Raw genomic sequence first — 18,116 nt, forward strand, 5'->3', positions numbered from 1 at the left:
CGGCACTCCAACGCCAGCGATCCCAAAGAAAAGTTTGAAACAGGGAATTAAAAAATCTTCGCTCCATGATCTACTAATTCCCAATTTTCTGAATGTTTTTGGATTTTAAGGTGTCTGGGGCTCTTCAGGGATGCGCCAAATAATTCGAAAGCGACTCTCTGGGGGTAGATTGATGGGGCCGATAGTTTCAATTCTTTTAATAAGATAGTTGAATACTAGGTGATGTGCTTCTTCTGAGACTTCATGCCAAGTTTCGGGAGTTACAGTCATCACCTCTCGCAACAAAGTGACATCTGACTCTTCCTGGAGTATTTCCGCTCGCTCCTCTTGGCTTATCGTCTCATCAGTTCTGATGGCATGTACAGATTTTTGGAGAAGGTTGGGCTCAGAGCGCAGGCGCCGCAAAATTTCTGAGCATCCGTAACGGAAAGCCTGGATGGCTGATACTTCCTCAACCTCGGGGCTCTTGTAACCATAAGGTACTCCTTCCTCTGCTCCTGGATAGTCGCCTTTAAGTATGCGCGAAAGTGCGCGAAGAGCGAACTCTACTCCATTTTCTTCAATTATTCTTTTGACGGAATAAATCCATTCATCTTCAGAAATTATTGGCTCATGTGGGAGTGTCAATGAAGGGTGGATTTCAATAGCGTTGAAGGGATTGATGATGAGTCCAGCAACTAGTTCAGGGGTCCACTTTCCGTCCTCGCCGCCCCAGCCGCTGAGATCGAATTCTCGAGCAGACTTCCAAGCTCCTGCCTCGCCCTGACGTGTTGCACGCCATAGCGGAAGGAACCGTGCCACCTCGGACTGGGGGTCTCGAGGCGGAGTGCACTGCTCGGCCGTCACGACAACGATTGAGCGAACAGTCTCCCAGCGCGGCTTCCGTTCTCCTTTGAGAGCAGTCCGGACGCCTTCATGACTGACACTGTCTGGGAGATCGTCTCGGTCCTTGATGAGCGAACTGATCTTCCGATAGCTCAGCAATCCAGTAGCTCTATGCAGTTCCTGGAGAGCCTCAACCAGCTCTTCGTGTGCCAAGGAAGCAGGGAATGAAGTAGCGTCTGCCGGCATATGGGCTCCTTCCAGCAGCAGGAAATGTCAACTTTTGCCAACAAAGCAGTCTGTTTTGCCAACAAAGCAGTCTGATTGCGTCAATTTTAGTCAACTTCCTGGCTTTTCCTGTCAGATGACGACATGCAGCCAGAGATGTCCGAAGCATGGAAGGTGACGTCTAGCTTTGTTGCTTCAAGGGGTTGCTCGCGTATGCACATTCCTGCTTATGCCCGTGCCACGATCCGTGCGGAGTTACCACTAGTCCCGACCCCAGGACAAGTGGCTGGCCTGGACTGTTGTTTCTGCAACGAGCCTTTTGGGAGACGCGCACCAGTCTCGCTCGGGGGGACTGAAGGATTCGGGTTGTTTGCATGCCGCCCTTGTCTAACCCATCTGGTCGCCCGGGCACGTCAACTGCGTGATAGCGCACTTGTCCGAAAAGCTGAGCAGGCTCGGAAGGAAGCAACTGCGTGGGCTGCAGAGCGTGGACGATATCTCGCTGAGCTTGAGCGGGTGCGTCGGGCAGCGGAGGCCGTAGCCTACCTCGTTACGGAGAAGGATCTCAGAGCTTCGCAGACCGCCTGGTTGTTCATGGAATTGGAGTCGGCTTATGCCTGGGTTGAGGACGGTGCTCCCGAACAACCGGCCTCCGTTGAGGACGAGGACGAGATTATGCAAAGAAAAAAAGTTCCAACTCGCGTTGGAAATGATCTCAACGAGGTTCGCTGTGGCGAATTCTCTCGCTTATCGGATCATCAACGACGCCATGCCTCCTGATCCGGAGCTTTGTGAGGAAATGGAATGTCCCGAAGGTTGCGACGGTAAGCATGACTTCTCAGACATCGATTGTGGACCCGATGCCATATTAGAGTCTTTGGTAGAGTTTGGAATCGATGTAGAAGAAGGTGAATACCGCACTCTTTCTCATCCAGTTGAGGACGGGGAAGCGCCGTGAAGTGGGACAGCTTGACTCTCGCTATCCTTGCCTTCTCCGGCTGTGTCACTCTGACACTCTCGCAGATCAATGAGGTCCTGGCACGAATACCGCCAATCATTCGTGCTTGGCGTCAGGTGCGGAGTGAATTGGGCAGCAGTGGAAAATATGAAGAAGATCCCGACCTGGTAGATGGTGGTCCCCGTTCAACGGGGAACTATGTCGAACGGTAGAGAGACTTCCTGAGCTATTGCTGGTCAATCAGCTCTGCGTTGGATGTTTTGCGTAATAAAAGATCCTTGGGGTGGATACTTTTCCAGGAGGGTATCCACCCCAAAACGATTGTCACGACCTCTGGGCGGGCACCAACACCGCGCGACCCTGGATCTTCCCGGCCTCCATCCGCTTGTACACCTCGGGGCCTTCCTCAAGCTCGTAGCGTTCCACGTGCACGTCGATCGCGCCCTGTTTGGCGAGTTCGACGAGTTCGATCAGCTCGGAGCGGGTGCCCCAGTAGCTGGTGCTCACCCTGGTGCCGTAGGGGAGCGAGTCGAACGACACCGGCAGCGACCCACCGCCGATACCGATGATGTTGATGTGGGAGTCCAAGCCTGCCATCTGCGCGGCAAGGTCGAGGGTGACCTGTGCCCCCACGAAGTCGAACACCACGTCGGCGCCTGCGCCGTCGGTCAGCTCCCGCACCAGGCCCACGGCTTTGGAGTCGGACGGCAGCGCGTGGTGCGCTCCGCTGCGCAACGCCAGTTCCCGGCTCTCCTCGCGGATGTCCAAGGCCACCACGGTGGCTGCGGACATGAGGCGCAGCAGCTGGATGCCGACGTGCCCCAGCCCGCCTGCGCCGATGACCACCGCGACACTGCCCGGTTCCAGCTTGGACATGGAGCGTTTGATCGCGTGGTACGGGGTGAGTCCAGCGTCCGTGAGCGGGACGGTTTTCACCGGGTCGAGGTCCCCGATCGGCACCACGTGCCGCTCCGAGTCGACGAGCAGGTATTCCGCTAGTGCTCCGGGACGGCCCAGTCCCGGGGGCATGATGCCGAGGCGCGCGGCGCGCGGACAGTAGTTCTCCCGGCCTTGCGAGCAGGCGTGGCAGGTGCCGCACCCCCACGGTCCGTAGACGACAACCGAGTCGCCGACGGAGACGGCGTTCACGTTCTCCCCCACGGCTTCGACGACGCCAGCGCCCTCGTGGCCCAGGGTGAGCGGCAACTGGTAGGGGAGGGTTTTGGCGTCCCAGTGCATGACTGTGAGGTCGGAGTGGCAGATTCCCGCGGCGGTGACGCGCAGCAGGATCTGGCCGGGGCCGGGAGTGGGCACGTCAACGTCGACGACGCGGGGCGGCTGGCCGACCTCACGGTATTGGACGGCATGCATGGTGTTCCTCCTCTGCGAGCGGTCCGCCTTGGGATTGCAATCCCATTGGGGCGACTACCCGCAGGTGGGGGGAAGGAACGGGCGGAAAGTCAGCGGGAAGGTGGGAGGAAGGCGGCGGTCTTCGAGACGCTCAGCCTGCCCGGTGCAGGCGTAAGGCCCACCGGAACCGGTGGGCCTTGCATGCCTCTGCTGTGGGGCCGTGTCACGCCTTTGCGGACTGTTCTGCGATCTTGCGCCGCACCTCGTCCATGTCCAGTTTGCGGGCGTCCGCGATCAGGGCTTCCAGGGCCTGCTCGGGAATGGCCCCTGCCTGGGAGAACACGACGACGCCTTCGCGGATCACCATGAGGGTGGGGATGGAGGAGATGCGGAACGCTGCGGCGAGCTCCTGTTCGGTTTCGGTGTTGACCTTGCCGAAGACGATGTCGTCGTGGCGGGCAGCGACCCGTTCGTAGACGGGGGCGAACATGCGGCACGGACCGCACCAGCTCGCCCAGAAGTCGACGAGCACCATGTCCGAGCCGGTCACGGTTTCGTTGAAGTTCTCCTTGGTGAGTTCGATCGTCGCCATGGCTGACACCGTCCTTTCCCTTGAATACCCCTAGGGGTATTAGGGTAACCGGTACGTGTCCTGTTTTGTTCCGACGCCCCGCGACCAATCCCTCACGGTGGGGATGGTGACGTTTAGTGTCGAAGTATGAGCATGCTGCTGATGCTGGTCTCACTGCTCGGAGCTGTCCTGGTGATGGCGGTGGGGATAGCGCTCGTGCGCTGGGGGGCCGAGTACCGGGGAGGCCGGGCATTCGACGCGGACGGCATAGAGCCTCTGCCGGAAGGCAACGGCATCGGGGGGTATTGGCCGCTTGTTGAGGACAGCACCGGTCACGAACCCGTCCTCGCCCCGCACATTCTGTCCCGAGTGCGTGACCTGGTACGGGAAGGTCGGGAAGCGGAAGCGGTGGAGATGGTCCGGGAGGCGACCGGCATGGACGTGTACCGGGCTCGGGAAGCGGTCGCTCTCGTCCGGCGCAACACGGAAGGGTGACCGGGGCTGAAGCGGGGAGGCCAGGGGTTTGCCCGACTGCAACCGAGCAGTGTCACATCCCTGAAGCAGCCGCGGGCTCCAGCCGGTGCTCTGTCATCCCTTGCGCTGTTCCGTGGCCGTCCTCCTGCACGGCTGCGGAACAGTCCTGCCCCGATGGGGACGGCATCGGGGCAGGACTTTCTAGTCTCCGGGCAGGATGCGGGCCAGTTCGGGGAAAGCCTGCAGGTAGCCGTCGAGGAGGCGTTGGGCGACAGCCACCGAGTCCACGAGCGGGTGGGTGGCGAAAGCCCGCAGCGCCGCAGTCCGTGAACCGGTGCGGACCGCGTGCAGGACTTCCCGTTCCACGGCTTTGACCGCGTGCACCAAAGCGAGTTGGTGCGGGGCGAGCGGGTCCACGGCGAGTGGGCGGGCCCCGGAAGCGTCGACCAGGCAGGGCACTTCCACGACTGCGTCAGCGTCCACGCCGGGCAGGGCGCCCCGGTTGCGGACGTTGACGATCAGCCGGGCGGGCTCGTCGCGGAGGATCGCGCGCATGACCGCTAGCGCCACCTGCTCGTAGCCGCCGCCGTCCAAGTCGGCTTCGTCGCGTTCCACTCCTCCGGCGGCGCGCCGGTTGTCGGCCATGTAGGTCTCTTCCCGCTCCCGACGGGTCTGCTCCCACAGGTCGTAGGCGTCGCGAGGGCGGGCCGCAGCCAGCCGGTAGAACTCTTTCTGCTGGACGACGAGCTGCTCCCCGCGGGTGTGGCCGCCGGCCGCAAGAGTGCGGGCGATCTCTTCGCGGGTTTCGCGGGCCAGATAGTAGTAGTGCAGGTACTCGTTGGGGAGGGCGCCCAGGGCGCGCAGCCACGCCGCGCCGAACAGTCGGCCTTCTTCGAACGAGGTCAGCGCGGCCTCGTCGGCGAGCAGGTCGGGGAGCCGGTTGCGGCCGTCGGCGTGCAGGCCGCGCAGCCATCCGAGGTGGTTGAGGCCCGCGTAGTCGAAGTGGACGCGCGCCGGGTCCAAGCCCAGTGCCCGGGCGGCGCGGCGGCCGAGCCCGACCGGGGAGTCGCAGATACCGATGATCCGGTCGCCGAGGATCTGGGTCATCGCCTCGGTGATCAGCCCGGCCGGGTTGGTGAAGTTGATCACCCATGCTTGGGGGGCGAGGCGGGCCACATGCTGGGCGATGGCCACGGCCACCGGCACGGTGCGCAGCCCGTAGCTGATCCCGCCCGCGCCCACGGTTTCTTGGCCGAGTACTCCAGCGGCGAGCGCCACCCGCTCGTCGCGGACCCGGCCTTCGGCGCCGCCGACACGGACCGCGGAGAAGACGATGGCGCTTCCCCGCAACGCCTCGTCCAGGGTGTCTGCGACGCGGACGGTGAGCGGGGGTTCGCCGTAGACGGCCCGGTGGGCTTCACGCTGCTGTTCCAGGATGGTGCGGATCACCGCCACCCGCTCCGGTGCGGTGTCGAACAGCACGAGCTCGGTGATGGGCGGATCCGGGTGCCGTGCGTCGGCGAGCAGGGCGCGGTGGATGAGCGGGACGCGGAAACCACCGCCGCCGAGGATGGTCAGTCGCACGTCTTTTCCCCTCCCTGTCGGGTGCGGCTGCGCTTCACGGTAGTGGGCTTCGGCCGGAGCGGAGCCGTCGTAGCGTCGATACGGGTGGGAAAAGGGTTAACCTACGGTTTGAGCACCAGATACGCAGGGAGCGCCGATGGCCTCGGACGGAGCAGGGGACCCCCAAGGGCTGACATCCCAGTACGGAAAACTCGAGTCCACTCCTCTGGTGGGGGAGCCGAAGGACGTATTGAAGGAGACCCGGGAGAGCGGCGGACCCGCCATCGACTTGGCGTTGAGCGGGACGGTCTTCTTCGACATTGTGCTGACCGGGTTGAGTTCGCCGCCGGCGAGCGGCACCGAGGTCAGCGCCCAGGGGATGGGGTCCTGCCCCGGCGGGGTGGCGAACATGGCGGTGGCCGCATCCCGGCTAGGGCTGCGCACCGCAGTGGCGGCAGCGTTCGGGGAGGACGTGTACGGCGACTTCTGCTGGGAGACGCTGGCGAACCAGGAGATGGTGGATCTGTCTGCGTCTCGGCGGATTCCCAACTGGCATTCCCCGTTCACGGTGTCGCTGGCCTACCGGGGTGACCGCAGCATGGTCACCCACGAGCATCCGTCACCGATCCCGTTGCAGGACATGGCGCGCGATTTGCCGCAGGCGCGGGCTGCGTTCGTCAGTTTGAGCAATGAGGACGGGGTACCGGAGTGGGCGCAGGAGCAGGCGAAGAACGGCACGCTCATCTTCGCCGATGTGGGATGGGACGATAGTCAGCGCTGGTCTCCGTCCGTGTTGGAGCAGCTGCGGCACTGTCACGCGTTCATGCCGAACGCGATCGAGGCGATGGCGTACACGCGGACGGGCAGCCCGGCGCTGGCTGTGGCGGCGCTCGCCGAGCACGTGCCGGTCGCGGTGGTCACGGACGGGCCGCGCGGGGCGATCGCGATTGACCAGACCACGGGTGAGGAAGCCGAGGTGGAAGGCATCGTGATTGATGCCGTGGACACCACCGGTGCGGGCGACGTGTTCGGGGCCGGGTTCATCATGGGCACGCTGGCCGGGTGGCCTTTGGAGCAGCGCCTGCGGTTCGCTAACTTGTGCGCGGCGCTGTCCGTGCAGCACACCGGGGGGTCGCTGTCGGCTCCGGGGTGGGCGGATATTGCCGCGTGGTGGGGGCAGGTGTGCGCGTCCCGCCGTGACGAGAGCTGGGAGCGCCTTGCCCGCGAATATGGCTTTCTCGGGGATCTTGTCCCGTTGCCGTGGCTGCCCACCGCGCAGCGCCGGGCTAGCGCCACGATCGGGCTTCGCCCGTGACCGGTGGGGCAGCCTGGCGGCTGTCGGCTGTCACTGGGGGATAGTGACGCAGGCGAGGGTTTCTCCCGCGGTGCCCGCAAGCACGGGAACGGTCTGGGTGCGTTCCGCGTGGATCACCACCGAGTTGGCTTCGCCGTCGCGGGGCTGCCACGACACTGATGTCTGCGAGTGGCCGCGGCCTTCCTCGTCGGTGTGGAAGTCCAGCCACGCCTCGTTCTCCGGGTTGGCGTAGTCGGGGTCGGGCGTGGAGGGGTCGGGGGCAGGCTCGTTCTGGTAGTGGGGGCCCGCGTCTTCCGGGTTTTCGCCGCACGGGTTGGTGTGCAGGTGGGCGCCGTAGTCGCGGTCGCCGACCAGTCCGGTGACGCTGAGCATGATCTCGGAGCCGGAGTCGATCGGGGTGATGGTGACTTCGACGGTGGCTCCGATAGGAACGTTCTCCTCGTCGTAGGTGATGGCGGTCGCCCCTTCCCGCCAGGGTTCGAAGGTCGCCTGGACTTGGTGGGAGGGTTCTGGTCTGGGTTCTTCGGAGGAGCCGCAGCCCGCCAACAGAAGCAGGGACAGGGCCACACCGATGGCGGTCGACGGGATGCGCATGGCCGTTCCTCTCCGGGAGTGATGTAATTCACGGCTTTCGGGCGCATACATTACTCAATGTGCCTGAGTGAACGCACTATGCCGAGATTTCCGAAAGCGAACAATGTGGTTTCGTCGGTCCCCTTCAGGCAGGGTGGTGGAGGGTTGTCTGCCGTTGTCGGAATGGTGGGCCGTTGGCGGAACAGCGGCAGGTGCCCCGCCATGGAGGCGGTTTGCGCTGCCGCGGCCCGCGCGGGCTGCGGGGCGCGCACGGCGGTGCGCAACGGATGACGGAGGATCGGATGGAACCGGACCGGGGGTGCTCCCCCGCTGCTGGAGAACAGACCCTGACCGGGGTCGCGGCCAGCCCGGGCAAAGCCACGGGACCGGTTGCGGTCCTGGCCGCGCCGCCGACGCTTCCCCCACGGCGCCCGGCGGTCACCGATCCTGACGCGGAGATCGCCCGGGCTACGGCCGCGCTCCACCAGGTCGCCGACCAGTTCCGCCGCCAAGCCGCCACGGTGGACGGCGAGGCGCGGGAGATTCTCGAAGCCCAAGCGCTCATGGCCAGCGACCCGCAACTCGCTGCGGGGATCGCTGAGCGGGTGCGCAACGGGCTTGCCGCGGAGTGGGCGCTCGACGAGGCGGTCGCCTCCTATCAGGAGCTGCTCCGCGGTGCAGGGGAGTACGTGGCGGGACGCGCCGCGGACCTCGGTGACATCCGGAATCGGGCGTTAGCGGTGCTGTTGGATGTCCCCATGCCGCGGCCGCCCGTCCCGGGGCACCCGTTCGTCCTGGTCGCTGACGATCTTGCCCCCGCGGATGTGGCCAGGTTGGACGCGGACACGGTGCTGGCGATCGTCACCCGGGTGGGCGGGGCCACGGACCACACCGCGATCCTGGCCCGTTCGCTCGGCATTCCCGCGGTGGTGGGTTGTGCTGAGGCGCACCAGTTGTGCGAGGGGACCCCGGTCACGGTGGACGGAGACCAGGGCACGGTCGTGGTGCATTCCTCCGCGCAGCAGTGCACGACCCAGCGGCATTCCCGCCCCCAGGCTGCCAGAGGGCTCGCTACGGGGCCGGGCCGCACCAAGGACGGACAGCGGGTGGAGCTCCTCCTCAACCTGGGCGGGGAGGATCCGGAACGCGCGGCCCGGCACGACTGCGAGGGCGTGGGGCTGCTGCGCACCGAGTTCCTGTTCATGGACCGGGTGGCCGAGCCGACGGGTGCGGAGCAGAGCGCCGCCTATGCGCGGGTGTTCCGCGCGTTCGGCGGCCGTGTGGTGACGGTCCGCACGCTGGATGTGGGGGCGGACAAGCCGCTGGCGTTCTTGGCGCAGGAGAACGAGCCCAATCCGGCGTTGGGGGTGCGCGGGTTCCGCATGGTGCGCACCTCCCCTGAGGTGCTGCGCCGGCAGCTTGCCGCGGTGGCCCGGGCCGCGCAGGAGACGCGGGCGCGCGTCAGGGTGATGGCGCCGCTGGTCGCCACCCCGCAGGAAGCCGCGGATTTCGTGGCTTTGGCTCGGGAAGCAGGGATCGCCGAGGTCGGGGTGATGGTTGAGGTGCCGTCGGCCGCGCTGCTGGCCGACCGGGTTGTGCGCGAGGTGGATTTCGTGTCGATCGGCACGAACGACCTCGCCCAGTACACGCTGGCGGCAGACCGCACCCGTCCCGCGCTGTCCGACTTGCTGGACCCGTGGCAGCCCGCGGTACTGCACCTGGTGGGCCGGGTCGGGGCGGCAGGCCGGGAGGCGGGACGGCCGGTGGGAGTGTGCGGGGAGGCTGCGGCTGATCCACTGCTCGCTTTGGTTTTCGTGGGGCTCGGGGTGACGAGTCTGTCGATGGCTGCCGCGGCTTTGCCAGTGGTGCGCGGGGCGCTGGCCCGGCACACGGTGGCGGACTGTCGGAAGCTGGCTGCGCTGGCAATGGACGCTGCCGGGCCCTGCGAGGCGCGGGAGACGGTCCGCGCCGCGGTTGATCCCGCGGTGCTGGACGCCTAGCGGTGCGGCGGGAAAAACGTTACCAACAGCAGTTGCTTAAAGTAATGAATCTGTAGCTAATAGTCACGATATTAGGGCGGGGAAAACACCGGCGGGACGCGGAACAAAACCCTTCCGCTGCTTCACGAAACATCCGCGAACCGCACACCAGAAGTGGGTCCGGTCGGAATACGGCCGGACCCACAGAAGCACGGCGCCGTACCGGAACCGTGCGCAGACTCAGCCGGCCTGCTTGACCACGAGAGCCCGCATGGCGGCCACAGCCTCCGCCACCGTCCGGTGCACGGGAAGCTGGCGGTGCAGTCCCACCAGGCGGATGACCTTCGTCACCCGCTCGTTGGGAGCGGCGAGAGCGAGGCTGCCGCCGCGCTCCCGCACCAGGTGGTAGGCGTGGATGATGGCGTTGAGACCGCTGGAGTCCATGAAGTCCAGCGCGGAGAAGTCAAGGATCAGCCACGGCCCGTGTGCGTCGACCGCGGATTGGACCGCGGAACGCAGGTCGCCCGCGGTAGCAATGTCGAGATCGCCCTCCACTGACACGATCACGCTGCGGTTCTCGACCCGGGTGCTCACCCCAAGCCTGTACACGTTGTCACTCCTCCCAGCCTCACGAAGTCATGAGGGGTCCCCCATAGCGACCTCAGGCCATGTCATAGACCGGTTGCCCTCAGCGCGGTCCCTACTCGCGCCGATACTCCCGCCCCACGGTGTCCACCCGCACCGAGTAGCGGGGGCGCCTCTCCCCGATCCCCTGGTCGCTCGTAAGGCTTTGGACACACACGGTATTAGCCAAAACGCCAATCGGGAATGGCTGAGAGCAAGAAATTTTCACGTTACTGAGAGCAACCGGCCCGAGAATGCCAGACCCCTGGGAAAAGTGGGGGTGGTGGTGATTCACTCGTCCCGGGATACTCCGGTGAATGCGGCGAAGATTCGGTCCGCGGCAAGCGTCGCGGTGATCGTGCCCTCCCGCACTTCGTTCTCCAGCTGCGGGGCCAGCTCCCGCACCCGAGGATTGGTGTGCAGCTCCTGCAGCAGCCGGTCCCGGACCTGCGCCCACATCCAGTCCACCTGCTGCCGGCTGCGCAGCTCAGCCAGCTCCCCGGTCTCTTCTAGCGCTGCCCGGTGGGCCAGCACCTGCTCCCACACCTCGTCCAGGCCGCTCCCTTCCAGCCCGCTGCAAGTGAGCACGGGGGGAGTCCACGACGGGGAGGGCGGCTGCAGCAGCCGCAGTGCCCGCGACAGTTCCCGCGCAGCCCGGCGGGCCTCCTGCACGTGCGGACCGTCGGCCTTGTTGACCGCGACCACGTCCACCAGCTCCAGAACACCCTTCTTGATGCCTTGGAGCTGGTCGCCGGTGCGCGCCAAGGTGAGGAACAGGAAGCAGTCCACCATCTCGGCCACGGTGACCTCGGACTGGCCGACACCCACCGTCTCCACCAGCACCACGTCGAATCCGGCGGCTTCCATGAGGATCATCGTCTCCCGGGTCGCACGGGCCACTCCGCCCAACGTCCCCGCCGAGGGGGAGGGACGCACGAACGCGTTCGGGTCCGTGGCCAGGCGCGTCATCCGCGTCTTGTCGCCCAGGATGCTGCCGCCGGTGCGGACCGAGGAGGGGTCCACGGCGAGCACGGCCACCTTGTGCCCCCGCCCGGTCAGCATGCTGCCCAGCGCGTCGATGAACGTGGACTTGCCCACCCCGGGCACCCCGGTGATGCCCACCCGGTGCGCGTTCCCGCTGTGCGGCAGCAGCCGGACCAGCAACTGCTGGGCCAGTTTCGCGTGGTCGGTGCGGCGCGACTCCACCAGGGTGATCGCCCGCGCCAAGGTGGGCCGGTGGCCGGCGAGCACACCCTCGGCGTAGGCGTCGATGTCAATCGTTCTGCTCATAGCTCCTCGATCGTCTGCAGGTCAGCGAGTGCGTCCGGGACAGATGGAACACGCGGGGACCCCGGCAGTCCGGGATCCCCGCGCCTGGGTGGGACCACTCAGTGTCCCAGCCGCTCCCGAAGCTGGTCGAGGAGCCCTAGCGCAGCCTCGGCGATCACCGTGCCCGGCGGGAAGATCGCCGCGGCACCCGCCTCGTACAGGGCGTCGAAGTCGGACGGCGGAATCACCCCGCCGACCACGATCATGATGTCGGAGCGCCCCAGGGCGGCGAGTTCGTCGCGGAGCGCAGGCACCAGCGTGAGGTGCCCCGCGGCCAGCGACGACACACCGACGATGTGCACGTCGGCTTCGACCGCCTGCGCGGCGACCTCAGCGGGCGTCTGGAACAGCGGGCCCACGTCCACGTCGAAACCGAGGTCTGCGAAAGCGGTGGCGATCACCTTCTGCCCGCGGTCGTGGCCGTCCTGGCCCATCTTGGCGACGAGGATCCGCGGCCGGCGTCCCTCTGCTTCTTCGAACTCCGCGACCTTCGCGGCAACCTCGTCCATGGCTTGTCGTGCCGCCTCCGCGTTGTGCGCCTCTTCCCGGTACACGCCCTGGATGGTGCGGATCTGCCCGGAGTGCCGTCCGTACACTTTCTCGATCGCTTCGGAGATCTCCCCGACCGTGGCCATAGCCCGGGCCGCATCCACCGCGTGGGCGAGCAGATTGTTCTCCAGTGTCGCACCGTTCGACTCGGCGGCCGCCGCTGCGGTGAGCCGCCGCAGCGCCTCCTGCACCGCGTCCTCGTCGCGCTCCTCGCGGAGCCGCCGCAGCTTCTCGATCTGCTCGGCGCGCACCCGGCTGTTGTCGACCTTGAGGACCTCGATTTCGTCCATGGTCTCCGGCCGGTACTTGTTGACCCCGATGACCGGCTGCAGTCCGGAGTCGATCCGCGCTTGGGTGCGGGCCGCGGCTTCTTCAATCCGCATCTTGGGGATGCCCGCGTCGATGGCTTTCGCCATGCCCCCGGCTTCTTCGATCTCTTGGATGTGTCCCCAGGCGCGGGCCGCGAGTTCGAAGGTGAGCCGCTCCACGAACGCGCTGCCGCCCCACGGGTCGATCACCCGGGTGGTGCCGGACTCCTGCTGCAGCACCAGTTGGGTGTTGCGGGCGATCCGCGCGGAGAAGTCGGTGGGCAGTGCCAGGGCTTCGTCCAGCGCATTGGTGTGCAGGGACTGGGTGTGGCCCTGGGTGGCGGCCATCGCCTCCACGCAGGTGCGCACCACGTTGTTGAACACGTCCTGGGCGGTCAGCGACCAGCCGGAGGTCTGCGAGTGGGTGCGCAGGCTCAGCGACTTGGGGTTCTTCGGCGAGAACTGTTTGACCAGCTTCGCCCAGAGCAGCCGCGCGGCACGCAGTTTGGCGACCTCCATGAAGAAGTTCATGCCGATCGCCCAGAAGAACGACAGGCGGGGCGCGAAAGCGTCCACCTCCAGCCCGGCGTTGAGCCCGGCGCGGATGTATTCGATCCCGTCCGCCAGCGTGTACGCCAGCTCGAGGTCCGCGGTAGCCCCGGCCTCCTGCATGTGGTAGCCAGAGATCGAAATGGAGTTGAACCGCGGCATCCGCTTGGAGGTGTAGGCGAAGATGTCGGAGATGATCCGCATCGACGGCTGCGGAGGGTAGATGTAGGTGTTGCGGACCATGAACTCTTTGAGGATGTCGTTCTGGATGGTCCCCGCCAACTGTTCGGGCGCCACCCCCTGCTCCTCCGCGGCCACGATGTAGAGGGCCATCACGGGGAGCACTGCGCCGTTCATGGTCATGGACACGCTCATGCGGTCCAGCGGGATGCCGTCGAAGAGCTGCCGCATGTCGTAGATGGAGTCGATCGCCACCCCGGCCATGCCCACGTCGCCCGCCACCCGCGGGTGGTCGGAGTCGTAGCCGCGGTGGGTGGCCAGGTCGAACGCGACCGACAGCCCTTTCTGGCCGGCCGCCAGGTTGCGGCGGTAGAACGCGTTGGACTCCTCCGCCGTGGAGAAGCCCGCGTACTGCCGGATCGTCCACGGCTGCGTGGTGTACATGGTCGGGTAGGGGCCGCGCAGGAACGGCGCCAACCCTGGATAGGTGCGGAGGAAGTCCAAGCCTTCCCGGTCAGCCTGGGTGTACAGCGGTTTGACGCTGATCCCTTCAGGGGTCTCCCACACCAGTGCGTCCGGGTTCTTCCCGGTGGCTTCCACGAGCGCCTGACGCCACCGCTCGGCCTGTTCCGGACTGGAGGCCGCCGCGGGGGTGCCCGCAGCGATCTCCGCAAAGTTCGGGATGTTCGCGCTCATCGGGCTGCTCCAAGGAAGTCGGTGAGGTCGGTGAGCAGGGTCAGTGCGTCGCAGCCGGTGAACACGAAGTCGTCGACCCCGGCAGCGGAGAAGTCCTCAGAGGGACGCCCGGCCAGCAGTACCCGTTCCGCGCCTGCTTCACGCAGCGCGGCAACCGTGGCCGCGGCCTGTTCGGCATAGACCCGGTCACTGGAACACACGCAGGCGACACGCGCCCCGCTTTCCCGGAACGCGGCCGCGGCCTCCTCGGGCCCGGCGCCGCCGCCGCTGACCGGTTCGATCCCGCCCGCCTGGAACAGGTTGGCGGCGAAAGTAGCCCGGGCCGTGTGCACGGCGACCGGGCCCAGCGTGGCCAGGAAGATCCGGGGCCGTTGACCGGTGGCGGCCAGTGTCGCATCCGACCGGTCGCGCAGCTCCTCGAAACCGGCGGCGTAGCGTCGCGGGCGCAGCACGTTGGGTGCGTCCGCCACGGGCACCACAGGCGCGGGAGCCCGCTCCAGCACTGGTTCGTCAAGGTTGGGGAACTCGCTCACCCCGGTCAGCGGGTCGCGGCGGTGGGCCAGGTTGACGCGGCGCTCCTCCCACACCGCGTTCACCCGGTCAGCTACGAGCCCGGACGCGAGCGCGTCCACGATGCCGCCGGCGGCTTCCAGCTCTTGGAAGAACGACCAGCCGCGCTGGTACAGGTCGGCGGTGAGGCGTTCCACGTAGTAGGAGCCGCCCGCCGGGTCGATGACCCGGGCGATGTGGGACTCTTCCAGCAGCAGCGAGTGGGTGTTGCGAGCGATCCGCCGGGCGAGTGCATCAGGCAGCCCCAGGGCGTGGTCGAACGGGCGGACCGTGACCGCGTCCGCGCCGCCGACTCCCGCCGCGAAGCACGCCAGCGTGGTGCGCAGCATGTTCACGTACGGGTCGCGGCGGGTCATCATTGCCGCGGAGGTGACGACGTGCTGGCGCATGCCGCGGTGCGGTTCAGTGAGCCCGCACACTTCGGTGACCCGGTGCCACATGGCGCGCGCAGCACGCAGCTTGGCGATGGTGAGGAACTGGTCGGCGCTGGCCGCAAACCGGAATTCGATCCGGGAAGCCGCGTCCGCCAGGTCCAGCCCGGCGTCGGTGAGCGCACGCAGGTAGGCCACGCCAGCGGCGATCGCCGCACCCAGTTCCTGCGCTTCGGAGCCGCCGGCCTCGTGCACGGGGGTGCCGTCGGCGACAACGAGACGCAACTGGGGCCGGGTGGCGGCGAGCGGGGCAGCGAAACGCGCGGCCGCGGCCAGGTCGGCCCGCTCCCCAGTGCGGGCAGCGACTCCCAGCGGGTCGATGCCCAGGTTGCCGGAGACCACGCTGTCCGGCAGGTTCCGGTCGGCGTAGGCGGCGAGCAGGGCGGCCGCGGCAGCCTCGTAGTCGGCTCCGGCGTCCAAGACGACCGGGGCCAGGTCCAAGTGGACGTCGGCGAGCGCCTCGTCGATCCGGTCGACGGGCACTCCGGCGGCGCCCACGCCCAGCCAGATCGAGGTGACGCCGTTGTGCAGGTCTTCGAGGATTTCGTTGCGTGCGGTCGCGGCGTCGGGGTGAGCGTGGCGCTGGCGCACATCCCAGCCCTCGACAACCGCGCCCTGTGGCTGTGCTCCCCGGATGAACGGCGCAAGGCCGGGGAAACCGGATTCGATGTCGTCGCCGCTGTCGTACAGCGGCTGAATGGCGATCCCGTCGTAAGTGGTGGTGGTCAGGAGGCTTTCGGGCGTCTCGGGCGCCGACTCGACGTCGACCCCGCTCTTCCGCAGCACTCCCGCGACCAGTTCGCGCCACTGCTCCTTCGTCACCGAGGGGAACTCGGCTGCCAAGGGCAGAGCACCGGTCGCCGTGGCTGTGTTCTCCGGCACGCTCATACCCCGGATAGTAGAGAATGGCGTTCGGTTCGCCGGGCACCAGGGTTCAGGGAAAGCGCATCTCAGCCACGCTCTGTGGGGGACAGTGACGGAGTGGCGGTGCCGCCGGGCGGGGTTTCGGGGGCGAAGACGAACCGCTGGCGGTTCTGGACGACGAGGGCGTACCCGTCGTCGGTCACCGCTTCCACATAGCCGGAAAGGTCGTCGGCGACGACGTCTTTGGTCCTGCTGTCGAACACGACCTGCGTACCCCCGTCTTCGGCGCGTGTGTCCCCGTAGACGTATCCGGCCAGGGCGAAGCGCGGGGCGATCGACCGTTCCACAGCGTCCTCGAACACCCAGAGGGTTTCCCCGGACACCAGGTCCACGGCGATGAGCGACGTGGTGGCGTCGGCCTGCGGCACGAGCAGGACCCCGGTGGTGCCGTTCCACACGGTTCCGGTGACCGGGGTGGTAGCGAAAGCCCGGCCGACCGTGTTGCTGCCGGGTTCGGTGAGCGTCCACAGGGTCTCCCCGTCGCGCAGGTCGTGCAGGGAGAGCAGCGAGGATTCTTCCGGGCTGCTCCAGCGGACGAGGACGGTGCGGCGCGGCTGCGCCTCGGCGTCGGTGTCTTCGTCGTCTGCCTCGTCGCTGGGCGACGTGTCGTCGGCCGGCAGCGAGTAGAAGCCGACCAGGCGCGGCCGGGGAGCGGACAGGGTGCGGCCGTCGTCGGCAGCGACCGTGTCACCGGAGACGCTCCACAACAGCGCCCCTTTGTCAGTCAGGTCGCGGGCTTGGAGCAGGCCCGCGCCGTCGTCGAGCAGCACGACTTCGTCGCGCGCCCCGACCGGGACTCCCAGGTGGGCGGCCTGCTCTGCTGCGTCGTCTTCGTCGTCTGCCGTGTCGCGGTCCTCGGCGCTGCTGGCTTCCGCCTCGTCGGGGGCGGTGAACTCGTAGGACCATTCCACGCCGTCCGCGGCGGGGTCGCGGAGGGTGAACGTGCCGTACGGGTCGCTGGCGCTCCACTCGGCGGGGGCACGCACCACGAGCCCGTTGAGGTAGCTCTCCCGGGGGTCGGAGCCGGTCCACACGGTTTCCCCGGCCTCGTTCACCACGGTGCGGGTCACCCGGTCGCCGGTGCGGGTGCTCACTTCGAAGACGTCTGCGCCGTCCCGGTCCTGGGTGAACCGTTCGATGTGGGATTCCCCCTGCCACAGGACTGTGCCGTCGGCCGCGTGCTGCAGCAGGTGCCGTTCTTCGCTGTTGGAGCTGATGAGGAAGGCGTCGCCAACCGAGTGGATGCGCACCCCCAGGGGGTCGCTGAGGATGTCCTGGCCGGGCTGCGCAGGGTCGTGCAGGTAGCGCAGCGGCTGGGCGGCGAGCCCGGGCGGGGCTTCCCCCGCGTAGACGGTGGGGGTCGGCTGCGGGGTGGGCGACGGTTCCGGCTCGGGGCTGTCCTCACCGGTGCAGGACACTGCGGCAGACAGGAGGACCACGCTGGTGACCAGCCGCAAAAGGCCGTGCTGTCTGCTGCGCATGACGCTCCCTAACTCTCTGTGCCGGATTGCCTGCGCCACGATCCTAGGCCCGCGGGGGAGTGAGCACGGGACGGTTCGGCATGTGGCGCGGCAGGATTCGCCTGTGGGGTCTTCGGACGGGCAGGGGGCTGAGGCTAGGCTCCGGGACATGAAGATCTACCAGAGCGAGTTGCGGACGTTGGAGGGCGAGCCGTTCCGGCTGCCGCAGACGCAACTGCTGCTGATCGTCAACGTCGCTTCCAAGTGTGGCCTGACCCCCCAGTACAGCGGCCTGGAGAGGCTCCAGGAAGCGTACGCCTACCGGGGGTTCTCGGTGATCGGGGTGCCGTGCAACCAGTTCGGCGGCCAGGAGCCGGGGGATGCCCAGGAGATCCGGTTGTTCTGCGCCACCACGTACGGCATCAGTTTCCCCATCTTGGAGAAGATGGAGGTCAACGGCCCCAACCGGCATCCGTTGTACGTCGAGTTGACCAAGGCTCGGGACTCCCAGGGGTTGGCGGGGGATGTCCAGTGGAACTTCGAAAAGTTCCTGGTCGCCCCCGGCGGCAGGGTGCTGTACCGCTTCCGGCCCCAGGTGGAGCCTGAAGACCCCGAGATCATCAGGGCGATCGAAGAGAACCTGCCGAACTGACCGGATCCGGC

Annotated in this window: 15 protein-coding genes; 5 read left to right on the forward strand and 10 right to left on the reverse strand. The window is 66.8% G+C overall.

Annotated elements, in window-relative coordinates; translation table 11 throughout:
* Positions 1-105: 105 nt before the first annotated feature.
* Positions 106-1,071: a hypothetical protein gene (locus tag CW348_RS03385; protein WP_104612659.1), complete on the reverse strand. Its 966-nt coding sequence runs from the start codon at positions 1,069-1,071 to the stop codon at positions 106-108.
* Positions 1,072-1,780: 709 nt separating this feature from the next.
* Here CW348_RS03385 and CW348_RS03390 point away from each other — a divergent pair.
* Entirely contained in the window at positions 1,781-2,008 is a 228-nt protein-coding gene (locus CW348_RS03390; protein ID WP_287462761.1) for a hypothetical protein, read from the forward strand.
* Positions 2,009-2,332: 324 nt separating this feature from the next.
* Here CW348_RS03390 and CW348_RS03395 read toward each other — a convergent pair whose 3' ends face one another.
* Together CW348_RS03395 and trxA are read right to left on the reverse strand one after the other, a co-directional pair.
* Positions 2,333-3,379 (reverse strand): NAD(P)-dependent alcohol dehydrogenase, encoded by a 1,047-nt coding sequence (locus tag CW348_RS03395; RefSeq protein WP_011293194.1) that lies wholly within the window; start codon positions 3,377-3,379, stop codon positions 2,333-2,335.
* A gap of 202 nt (positions 3,380-3,581) precedes the next feature.
* Positions 3,582-3,959, reverse strand: coding sequence for a thioredoxin (trxA, locus tag CW348_RS03400; protein WP_011293193.1), 378 nt, complete (start codon positions 3,957-3,959; stop codon positions 3,582-3,584).
* A 117-nt stretch (positions 3,960-4,076) separates the two neighbouring features.
* Here trxA and CW348_RS03405 point away from each other — a divergent pair, with 117 nt between their 5' ends.
* The gene (locus CW348_RS03405) at positions 4,077-4,424 is read left to right on the forward strand and encodes a hypothetical protein (RefSeq protein ID WP_011293192.1); all 348 of its coding nucleotides are present in this window, start codon (positions 4,077-4,079) and stop codon (positions 4,422-4,424) included.
* A 180-nt stretch (positions 4,425-4,604) separates the two neighbouring features.
* On the opposite strand, the gene CW348_RS03410 is transcribed toward CW348_RS03405, so the two are convergent.
* Complete coding sequence (locus CW348_RS03410; protein ID WP_011293191.1) at positions 4,605-5,987, reverse strand: 6-phospho-beta-glucosidase; 1,383 nt, start codon at positions 5,985-5,987, stop codon at positions 4,605-4,607.
* A gap of 136 nt (positions 5,988-6,123) precedes the next feature.
* On the opposite strand from CW348_RS03410, the gene CW348_RS03415 reads away from it, so the two are divergent.
* Positions 6,124-7,281 carry a carbohydrate kinase family protein gene (locus tag CW348_RS03415; RefSeq protein WP_011293190.1) on the forward strand — a complete coding sequence of 386 codons (1,158 nt, stop codon included), beginning with the start codon at positions 6,124-6,126 and terminating at the stop codon, positions 7,279-7,281.
* A 30-nt stretch (positions 7,282-7,311) separates the two neighbouring features.
* Here CW348_RS03415 and CW348_RS03420 read toward each other — a convergent pair whose 3' ends face one another.
* A complete protein-coding gene (locus tag CW348_RS03420; RefSeq protein WP_011293189.1) occupies positions 7,312-7,875 on the reverse strand; it encodes a superoxide dismutase family protein in 564 nt (187 codons plus the stop codon).
* Positions 7,876-8,156: 281 nt separating this feature from the next.
* Here CW348_RS03420 and ptsP point away from each other — a divergent pair, with 281 nt between their 5' ends.
* On the forward strand, positions 8,157-9,854 hold the full coding sequence (gene ptsP, locus CW348_RS03425; protein WP_061783971.1) for a phosphoenolpyruvate--protein phosphotransferase: 1,698 nt from the start codon (positions 8,157-8,159) through the stop codon (positions 9,852-9,854).
* Positions 9,855-10,073: 219 nt separating this feature from the next.
* On the opposite strand, the gene CW348_RS03430 is transcribed toward ptsP, so the two are convergent.
* The 5 genes from CW348_RS03430 to CW348_RS03450 form a co-directional block, all read right to left on the reverse strand.
* The gene (locus tag CW348_RS03430) at positions 10,074-10,442 is read right to left on the reverse strand and encodes an STAS domain-containing protein (RefSeq protein WP_011293187.1); all 369 of its coding nucleotides are present in this window, start codon (positions 10,440-10,442) and stop codon (positions 10,074-10,076) included.
* A 306-nt stretch (positions 10,443-10,748) separates the two neighbouring features.
* Complete coding sequence (meaB, locus tag CW348_RS03435) at positions 10,749-11,747, reverse strand: methylmalonyl Co-A mutase-associated GTPase MeaB (protein WP_011293186.1); 999 nt, start codon at positions 11,745-11,747, stop codon at positions 10,749-10,751.
* A 98-nt stretch (positions 11,748-11,845) separates the two neighbouring features.
* Positions 11,846-14,068: a methylmalonyl-CoA mutase gene (scpA, locus tag CW348_RS03440; protein ID WP_011293185.1), complete on the reverse strand. Its 2,223-nt coding sequence runs from the start codon at positions 14,066-14,068 to the stop codon at positions 11,846-11,848.
* A complete protein-coding gene (locus CW348_RS03445; protein WP_011293184.1) occupies positions 14,065-15,957 on the reverse strand; it encodes a methylmalonyl-CoA mutase family protein in 1,893 nt (630 codons plus the stop codon). The genes scpA and CW348_RS03445 overlap by 4 nt, the downstream gene beginning before the upstream one ends.
* A 62-nt stretch (positions 15,958-16,019) precedes the next feature.
* The gene (locus CW348_RS03450) at positions 16,020-17,474 is read right to left on the reverse strand and encodes a hypothetical protein (protein ID WP_016189290.1); all 1,455 of its coding nucleotides are present in this window, start codon (positions 17,472-17,474) and stop codon (positions 16,020-16,022) included.
* A 148-nt stretch (positions 17,475-17,622) separates the two neighbouring features.
* Here CW348_RS03450 and CW348_RS03455 point away from each other — a divergent pair, with 148 nt between their 5' ends.
* Positions 17,623-18,105: a glutathione peroxidase gene (locus tag CW348_RS03455; RefSeq protein ID WP_016189289.1), complete on the forward strand. Its 483-nt coding sequence runs from the start codon at positions 17,623-17,625 to the stop codon at positions 18,103-18,105.
* Positions 18,106-18,116: the final 11 nt, after the last annotated feature.

The sequence above is a fragment of the Thermobifida sp. genome, from assembly GCF_017577275.1.
Lineage (GTDB): Bacteria > Actinomycetota > Actinomycetes > Streptosporangiales > Streptosporangiaceae > Thermobifida > Thermobifida fusca.

Coding starts and splice junctions, on each gene's coding strand:
- CW348_RS03385 (WP_104612659.1), bottom strand. CDS start 1,071: ATGCCGGCAGACGCTACTTCATTCCCTGCTTCCTTGGCACACGAAGAG.
- CW348_RS03395 (WP_011293194.1), bottom strand. CDS start 3,379: ATGCATGCCGTCCAATACCGTGAGGTCGGCCAGCCGCCCCGCGTCGTC.
- CW348_RS03405 (WP_011293192.1), top strand. CDS start 4,077: ATGAGCATGCTGCTGATGCTGGTCTCACTGCTCGGAGCTGTCCTGGTG.
- CW348_RS03415 (WP_011293190.1), top strand. CDS start 6,124: ATGGCCTCGGACGGAGCAGGGGACCCCCAAGGGCTGACATCCCAGTAC.
- CW348_RS03420 (WP_011293189.1), bottom strand. CDS start 7,875: ATGCGCATCCCGTCGACCGCCATCGGTGTGGCCCTGTCCCTGCTTCTG.
- ptsP (WP_061783971.1), top strand. CDS start 8,157: ATGGAACCGGACCGGGGGTGCTCCCCCGCTGCTGGAGAACAGACCCTG.
- meaB (WP_011293186.1), bottom strand. CDS start 11,747: ATGAGCAGAACGATTGACATCGACGCCTACGCCGAGGGTGTGCTCGCC.
- scpA (WP_011293185.1), bottom strand. CDS start 14,068: ATGAGCGCGAACATCCCGAACTTTGCGGAGATCGCTGCGGGCACCCCC.
- CW348_RS03445 (WP_011293184.1), bottom strand. CDS start 15,957: ATGAGCGTGCCGGAGAACACAGCCACGGCGACCGGTGCTCTGCCCTTG.
- CW348_RS03450 (WP_016189290.1), bottom strand. CDS start 17,474: ATGCGCAGCAGACAGCACGGCCTTTTGCGGCTGGTCACCAGCGTGGTC.
- CW348_RS03455 (WP_016189289.1), top strand. CDS start 17,623: ATGAAGATCTACCAGAGCGAGTTGCGGACGTTGGAGGGCGAGCCGTTC.